General features: G+C 60.3%; 8 protein-coding genes. All 8 read right to left on the minus strand.

Annotated features, from left to right (window positions below):
* Positions 1-248: 248 nt before the first annotated feature.
* Positions 249-2,075 carry a glutamine--fructose-6-phosphate transaminase (isomerizing) gene (glmS, locus tag J5441_04930; protein ID MBO4934494.1) on the minus strand — a complete coding sequence of 609 codons (1,827 nt, stop codon included), beginning with the start codon at positions 2,073-2,075 and terminating at the stop codon, positions 249-251.
* A gap of 64 nt (positions 2,076-2,139) precedes the next feature.
* Positions 2,140-3,543, minus strand: a complete 1,404-nt coding sequence (locus J5441_04935) for an aminopeptidase (GenBank protein MBO4934495.1) — start codon at positions 3,541-3,543, stop codon at positions 2,140-2,142.
* 5 nt (positions 3,544-3,548) lie between these two features.
* The gene (locus tag J5441_04940; protein MBO4934496.1) at positions 3,549-4,130 is read right to left on the minus strand and encodes a lytic transglycosylase domain-containing protein; all 582 of its coding nucleotides are present in this window, start codon (positions 4,128-4,130) and stop codon (positions 3,549-3,551) included.
* Positions 4,111-4,674 carry a dephospho-CoA kinase gene (locus J5441_04945; protein MBO4934497.1) on the minus strand — a complete coding sequence of 188 codons (564 nt, stop codon included), beginning with the start codon at positions 4,672-4,674 and terminating at the stop codon, positions 4,111-4,113. Before J5441_04945 ends, J5441_04940 begins: the two co-directional genes overlap by 20 nt.
* Before the next feature lie 9 nt (positions 4,675-4,683).
* Positions 4,684-5,712, minus strand: a complete 1,029-nt coding sequence (locus J5441_04950) for a threonylcarbamoyl-AMP synthase (protein ID MBO4934498.1) — start codon at positions 5,710-5,712, stop codon at positions 4,684-4,686.
* Between the two features lie 12 nt (positions 5,713-5,724).
* Positions 5,725-6,792 carry a peptide chain release factor 1 gene (gene prfA / locus J5441_04955; GenBank protein ID MBO4934499.1) on the minus strand — a complete coding sequence of 356 codons (1,068 nt, stop codon included), beginning with the start codon at positions 6,790-6,792 and terminating at the stop codon, positions 5,725-5,727.
* Positions 6,785-6,976, minus strand: a complete 192-nt coding sequence (locus J5441_04960; GenBank protein ID MBO4934500.1) for a DUF951 domain-containing protein — start codon at positions 6,974-6,976, stop codon at positions 6,785-6,787. Before J5441_04960 ends, prfA begins: the two co-directional genes overlap by 8 nt.
* 133 nt (positions 6,977-7,109) lie before the next feature.
* Positions 7,110-7,990, minus strand: an 881-nt coding sequence (locus tag J5441_04965) for an elongation factor Tu (GenBank protein MBO4934501.1), incomplete at its 5' end; no start/stop codon positions are given.

Genomic DNA, 7,990 nt, shown 5'->3' on the forward strand with positions numbered 1-7,990 from the left:
AACAAAATCGGCCGCGGAAAGTCTCCGCAGCCGATGCAAGTCAAAAGCGCCCCTTTCGGGCGTTATGAAGCGACACGGTCGGAGAAGTACACGCTTCCCGCTGACCGGCAGAACGAACAAGCGGCGTTACGCCGCGCAGTCCGTATTCATCCGCCGATTATCAGCAAGAAAACCTGTACATTCTCCCATCCCTTTCGCTTGTTTTAATCATTATACCACGCACGCGGCGTAATGTCAATAACGTCTCCTCATTCGACCGTCACGGATTTGGCGAGGTTCTTCGGCTTGTCGACGTCGCAGCCGTTCGCCTTCGCGACGTAGTACGCGAAGAGCTGCAGCGGCACGGTCTCCGGCACCGGCAGAAGCATCGGGTCGGTGCGCGGAATATATATCACGTCGTCCGCCTCGGTCAGCATACGCTTATCGCCTTCAAGGGCGACGCCGAGCACGCGCGCGCCGCGCGCCTTCACCTCGCGTATGTTGCCGGCGGTCTTTTCGTAAAGCTCTTTCCTGCAGGCGAGGGCGATGACGAGCCGCCCTTCGTCGATAAGCGCGATGGTGCCGTGCTTCAGCTCGCCCGCGGCGTACGCTTCGGAGTGGATGTAGCTTATCTCTTTCAGCTTCAGCGACGCTTCGAGGCAGACGGCGTAATCGAGGTTTCTGCCGATAAAGAAGAGCGAGGCGTTATCCTTGTATTTGCGCGCGAGGCGTTCTATCCGGCTGTTCATGTCTATCGCGCGCTGGCAGCGTTCCGGAAGCGACGCGATGCCGCGCACGAGCTCGGCGCGGCGCTTATCGTCGAGCCTGCCGAGCTTATCCGCCATATATACCGCGAGCATCGTCAGCACCGCGACCTGCGTGGTGTAGCCCTTCGTGGTGGCGACGGCGATCTCCGGACCCGCCCAGGTGTAAAGCACCGCGTCCGCGGTCTTCGCTACCGTGCTGTCGACAACGTTCACTATGCCGACGGTCTTCGCGCCGAGGCGCTTGCATTCGCGGAGCGCGGCGATAGTGTCCGCCGTTTCGCCCGACTGCGATATTATGATCACGAGGGTGCGTTCGTCGATGATCGGATCGCGGTAGCGCAGCTCGCTGGCGACTTCAACACGCACGGGAACGCGGCAGAGCGATTCTATAAGGTCGCGCCCGACGCAGCCGGCGTGATAGGCGGAGCCGCAGGCGGTTATCACTACGCCGGTCATGCTCCGCAGCCATTCGTCGGAAAGCCCGAGCCCTTCAAGCTCGACGCGTCCGTTTTTCAGCCGCGGCTCTATCGCCGCGCGGAGCGCGTTCGGCTGCTCCATTATCTCCTTGAGCATGAAATGCTCGTAGCCGCCCTTTTCCGCCGCCTCGACAGACCAGGTAACGCGCGACGCCTTCTTCGCGATCTCGCGCCCCGCGGGGTCGAAAACGGTGAGCGAATCCGGCTTGATGAGCGCGAACTCGCCGTCCTCGAGGTAGATGACGGTGCGTGTGTGGCATATCAGCGCGGTCACGTCGGATGCGAAGTAGCCCGCGCCCGCGCCGACGCCGAGGATGAGCGGACTCGCACAGCGCACCGCGGCGAGCGTGTCCGGATACTCCGAGCAGATTATCCCGAGCGCGTATGAGCCCTCGAGCCGCGCGACCGTCTTCATAACCGTCTTTTTCAGGTCGCCGTTGTAGTACATCTCGAGCAGATGCGCCACGACCTCGGTGTCGGTGTCGCTGCTGAAGGAGTAGCCCTTTTTGATAAGCTCCTCGCGCAGCGCGGCGTAGTTCTCGATTATGCCGTTATGCACGACGGCGAAGCGCCCGTCGTTCGAAACGTGCGGGTGCGCGTTCTGCTCCGTCGGCGCGCCGTGAGTCGCCCAGCGCGTGTGTCCGACGCCGCAGACGCCCCTGACCTTCGCGCCGTTTTCGGTCAGCGCGCAGAGGTTCTCGAGCCGCCCGGAAGCGCGGACGGCGTCTATCTCCCCGCCGTTTATGACCGCAAGGCCCGCGGAGTCGTAGCCCCTGTATTCAAGCTTTTTCAGCCCTTCCAACAATACCGGAGCCGCCTGCTCCGTTCCCGTAAAACCGACTATCCCGCACATCGGGGTTCCTCCTTATGCCGTGAAAGAAAAGCAAAAAGCGCCGGAGGGCGCTTTTTGAGTGCGATTATTTCCTGTCGAACTCCGCGAAAGCGCGGTAGGTCATATAAACGTCGTTGACCGAGGAAAGCTCGAACGGCGCGTGCATCGAGAGTATCGGAACGCCGACGTCGACGGTATCGACGTCGCGCTCGGCGATGTACTTCGCGATGGTTCCGCCGCCGCCTCCGTCGACCTTGCCGAGGTTGCCGGTCTGCCAGACGACCTTGCCCGCGTCAAGGAAGGCGCGGACGTAGCCGAGGAATTCGGCTGACGCGTCGGAGGTGCCGTATTTGCCGCCGCTGCCGGTGTATTTCGTGATGATAACGCCGTAGTTCAGCTTCGCGGAATTGCGTCTGTCCATCGTTTCGGGGTAGTTCGGGTCGAACGCCGCGTTGACGTCGGCGGAGAGGCACTTGGAGTTTGCGAGGACGGTATACATCGGCGCGCCCTCGGCGTCAGCCAGCTCGTTGACGAAGTTGACGACGTAGTCGCTCTGCATACCGGTGTTGCCGTCGCTGCCCGTCTCCTCCTTGTCGGTGAGGACGCAGACGAGCGTATGCTCGGGCGCCTTCGCCTCGAGGATGGCGCGGAGCGCGGTGTAGGCGCAGACGCGGTCGTCCTGGCCGTAGGAGCCGATCATGCTCTCGTCGAAGCCGACGAAGGACGCCTTGACGGCGGGCACGATCTCAAGCTCGGCGGAGAGGAAGTCGTCCTCAATGATGCCGTATTTCTCGTTAAGCAGGCGCATGACGTTCAGCTTGACCTTGTCGCCGACCTTTTCGTCCGCGAAGGGCATACTGCCGATGATCACGTTGAGGTTTTCCGCCGGGAAGGCTTCGGTGACCTTCTTGCTCATCTGGTCCCTGCCGAGGTGCGGCAGGATGTCGGTGATGCAGAAGACCGGCTCGCCGGGCTCTTCGCCGATGCGGACGGTGACCTTTTTGCCGTCCTTTTTGACGACGACGCCGTGAAGCGAAAGCGGAATGGTCATCCACTGATACTTCTTGATTCCGCCGTAGTAGTGAGTCTTGAAGAACGCAAGCTCGCTGTCCTCGTAAAGCGGTACCTGCTTGAGATCGAGGCGCGGCGAGTCAATATGCGCGATGGTAAAAAAGACGCCGTCGGCGATCGGTTTTTTGCCCTTGACGGCGAACATGACCGCCTTGTCGCGGTTGATCTTATAGAATCTGTCCCCCGCCTTGTACTTTTTGCCCGCGGCGTACGCCTTGAAGCCGGCGGCTTCGGCGATGCGCACGGACTCGACGACGGCTTCGCGCTCCGTCTTCGCGGCGTTCAGGAAGCCGATGTAGTCGGCGGCGAACGCCTTCGCCTTTTTCAGTTCGGCGGCGGAAGCGGCTTCAAACGCGCTCTTCGGCGCGGAAAGCAGCTTTTCCTTGAGTTTTTCGCCTTTGGTTTTTTCGTTTGCCATTTTTATCATCCTCCGTAGTATAATTCTCTGTATTTATCCGTTGCGGCGTTGACGCGCTTGACGAAGTTTTCCGTCTCTTTGAACGGTATCGTGTGCAGCGTCATGCCGTCGGCAGAATACGCTTCGTCCCGAAGCCACTTTCTGACGTTGCCCCAGCCGGCGTTATACGCGGCGAGCGCGGTGTCCATATTGCCGAATTCGTCGTACATCCAGCGCAGCAGCATACAACCGAACGCGATATTCGTTTCCGGATCGTACAGGTCGGCGTCTTCGGAAAGCTTGCCGCCGCTGTGCGCCGCGACCTTGCGCGCGGTGTCCGGCATGAGCTGCATCAGTCCGATCGCGCCGGCGGAAGAAACGACGCCCGGACGGAAGCTGCTCTCCGTCTTTATCACGGCGAAGACAAGCTCGGGTTCGAGGCCGTTTTCATCAGCGTACTTCTCGACGTATTCGCGGTATTTCGGCGGATAGGTCGACTTTTCGATGAGCCGGCCGGCAAAGTACACACCGAATCCGGCGATTATCAGCAAAAGCGTAAGAAAGACGGCGACGGCTGACTTCCTTATCTTACAGCGTTTTCGCGACATTCTTTACCCGCTTTCTGAACTCATTTTCGCCGCAGTCGTTTTCGATGACTATATCCGCCCTCTCGCGCAGGTATTCCTCGCTCTTCTGCATCGCGAGCCGGCGGCGTATCGATTTCAGCGAAGCGCCGTCGCGCGCGAGCAGGCGCGTTTCGCACGCTTCCTCAGGCGCGACGACCGCGATTATCGCGTCGCAGAGCTTATCCGCGCCGCTCTCGAAAAGGGTAGGCGCGTCGAGAACCGTCTTTTCGCGCTCCGCGCATATCGCGGCGAGACGCGCGAGTATAGGCGGGTGGGTTATCGAGTTGAGCAGATCGAGACTGCCGCGGTCGGCAAAGGCGCGTTCCGCGACGAGCTTTTTGTCTACCTCGCCGCCGTCGAGGACGTCGTTCCCGAACGCTTCCGCGAGCTTGCGCTTCACGGTTTCGTCGGTAAGCACCTCCGCGGCGACCTTGTCGCAGTCTACGACGAAAAGACCGCTCTCCGCGAAAACCTCGGCGGCGGTGCTTTTTCCGGATCCGCTTCTGCCAACAAGCCCGTAAACCATATCTTCTCCTTATCGGTCGACTTTTACCACGTTCCCCGCCGCGGCGCGGAAGAGGCGGTTATATACCGCGATCCCGACGCCGTCCATGGGCGGACGCCTGACGAACAGCGTGGAAATGCCCGCGCCGTCCGCCTCGCGCATCGCGTTGAACACGCCGTGGGCGAGCGAAAGACTGTCGCCTTCGTCGCCGTATGGTATCGCGCGGGCGAAGAGCGTTTCCTCACCGTTGAAGCAGAGCGCGCAGGCGCGTTCGTCTTCCGCGAGGCGTTCTTTTATGTATCCGACCGCGCCGCCGCCCTCAACGATTACTACGCGGCAGTCGGGCGAATAATGCTTGTATTTCATTCCCGGCGCGAGTGGTTTTTCGCCTTCGGGCAGCATCTGCGTCACCGCTTTGTCGAGCGCGACGCTGCCGAGCGCTTCCTTTATCTGCTCCGGCGTTATGCCGCCCGGACGCAGCACCGTCGGCGTTTCGCCGCAGACGGTGACGACGGTGGATTCGACGCCGACTTCGCAGGCGCCGCCGTCGAGGATCATATCTATGCGGCCGTCCATATCCTCCAGCACGTGCCGCGCCGTGACGGGGCTCGGCTTGCCGGAGCGGTTCGCGGAAGGCGCCGCAATCGGCACTCCCGCCGCCGCAATCAGCTCGCGCGCGTATTCGTTCGACGGCATGCGTATCGCAACGCTGTCGAGTCCGCAGGTGACAATATCGTTGACCGCCGGACGCTTTTTGACGATGATTGTCAACGGACCGGGCCAGTACGCCGCCGCGAGCTTGTAGAACGCTTCGCCCAGATATCCGAGCTGCGCGGCTGTATCGAGATCGGCGACGTGCATGATAAGCGGGTTGTCGTGCGGCCTCCCCTTCGCCTCGAAGATCGAGAGGACGGCCTTTTCGTCGAAGCCGTTTGCGCCGAGGCCGTAAACCGTCTCGGTCGGGAACGCGACGAGACCGCCGGCGCGGATGACCTCCGCGGCTTTATTTATTTTTTCAGCGCGTCCGTCGCCGGACAGCTCAAAAAACGTCGTTTTCAATTCGATGCTCCGTTATTCCGCCTCGGCGAGTTTTCTCGCCTGGTCGGCGGTGATGAGTGACGTGATTATCTCGTCAAGGTCGCCGTTCATTATCGCGTCGATCTTGTAAAGCGAAAGCCCGATGCGGTGATCTGTAACGCGCCCCTGCGGGAAGTTGTAGGTGCGGATGCGTTCGCTTCTGTCGCCCGTGCCGACCTGGCTGCGGCGTTCCGCGGCGATCTCTCCCTGCTGCTTCTCGCGCTCCTGCTCGAGAATGCGGGAGTAGAGTATCTTCATGGCGCGGTCTTTGTTTTTATACTGACTGCGCTCGTCCTGACATTCGACGACGATGCCGGTCGGGATATGCGTTATGCGTATGGCGGATTCCGTCTTGTTGACGTGCTGGCCGCCCGCGCCGCCGCTGCGGTAGGTGTCTATCTGCAGGTCGGACGGGTCGATGCTGACCTCGGTTTCCTCCGCTTCCGGCAGGACGGCGACGGTAACGGTGGAGGTGTGTATTCTGCCGCCGCTCTCCGTTTCCGGCACGCGCTGGACGCGGTGGACGCCGCTCTCGAACTTCAGCTTGGAGAAGGCGCCGTCGCCGCTGATCTCGAAGGATATTTCCTTGATCCCGCCGAGCCCCGTTTCGCTGATATTCAGCACCTCGTGCTTGAATCCGTGGGTGTCGGCGTACATCGTGTACATACGGTAAAGCGAGCCGGCGAAAAGCGCGGCTTCGTCGCCGCCCGCGCCGGCGCGGATCTCGACGATGACGTTTTTGTCGTCGTTTTCGTCGCGCGGAAGCAGGAGGATCTTCAGCTCGTCGGAGATCTTCGCGATCATCTCCTTCGCTTCCAGATACTCGGCCTCGGCGAGCTCGCGCAGCTCTCTGTCCTTCTCGGCGTCGAGCAGCTCCTTCGCCTCCGCCTGCTGCGCGGAGTATTTCTCGTATTCCTTGAACTTTTCGACTATTGGAAAGAGGCGCTTATGCTCCTTCATGAGCGCGCTATACGCCTCTCTGTCGGCTATAACGGCGCCGTCCGAAAGACGCGCTTCCACTTCGTCGAAATGCGCTTTTATCTCTGCGAGCTTCTCAAACATCTTCGCTTACGCTCTCCACTCTCTTGATTTTGCGTTCCAGCTTGAACCTTTCGCCATCGACGACGCGGCCGCAGCCCGCGCACTCCAGCTTCAGATCGAGACCGGAGCGGACGACGGTGAACTCCGACGATCCGCACGGGTGCGGTTTTTTCATTATTACCCTGTCGCCGACGCGAATAAGCATTCCGAACGCTCCTCTCGGTTTATTTTACCATAAACGGAAGCAATATAAAAGTGTTTTTTGCAAAAAATGCGTTTTCGGATAACAAAAACAGACCCTGCGTACGCAAGGTCCGTTTTGATTCGATTTACGGGGATTAGCCGTCGATCTCGGTAACGACGCCGGAGCCGACAGTTCTGCCGCCCTCGCGGATAGCGAAGCGGAGTCCCTTCTCGATGGCGATGGGGGTGATCAGCTCGACGGACATAACGACGTTGTCGCCGGGCATGCACATCTCGACGCCTTCAGGCAGGTTGATAACGCCGGTAACGTCGGTAGTTCTGAAATAGAACTGAGGTCTGTAGTTGTTGAAGAAAGGCTTATGTCTGCCGCCCTCGTCCTTGGTAAGAACGTAAACCTGACCCTTGAACTTGGTGTGGGGCTTGATGGAGCCGGGCTTGCAGATGACCTGGCCGCGCTCGATCTCGGTTCTCTGAACGCCGCGGAGCAGAACGCCGATGTTGTCGCCGGCTTCAGCATAGTCAAGCAGCTTTCTGAACATTTCGATACCGGTAGCAACGGTCTTTCTGATCTCGTCCTTGAGGCCGACGATCTCGACTTCTTCGCCGAGCTTGAGCTGTCCGCGCTCGACTCTGCCGGTGGCGACGGTGCCGCGGCCGGTGATGGTGAAGACGTCCTCGACGGGCATAAGGAAGGGCTGATCGGCCATTCTGTCGGGGGTGGGGATGAAGTTGTCAACAGCGTCCATCAGTTCGATGATGGAAGCGTACTCGGGAGCGTTGGGATCGGTGGAAGTGCTCTCGAGAGCCTGCAGCGCGGAGCCCTTGATGACCGGGACTTCGTCGCCGGGGAAGTCGTACTTGGAGAGCAGCTCTCTGATCTCCATCTCGACGAGCTCGAGGAGCTCGGGATCGTCGACCTGGTCGACCTTGTTCATGTAAACGACGATGTAAGGAACACCGACCTGACGGGCGAGAACGATGTGCTCGCGGGTCTGGGGCATCGGGCCGTCGGCAG

The organism is Clostridia bacterium (assembly GCA_017620395.1).
Classification (GTDB): Bacteria; Bacillota; Clostridia; order Oscillospirales; family RGIG8002; genus RGIG8002.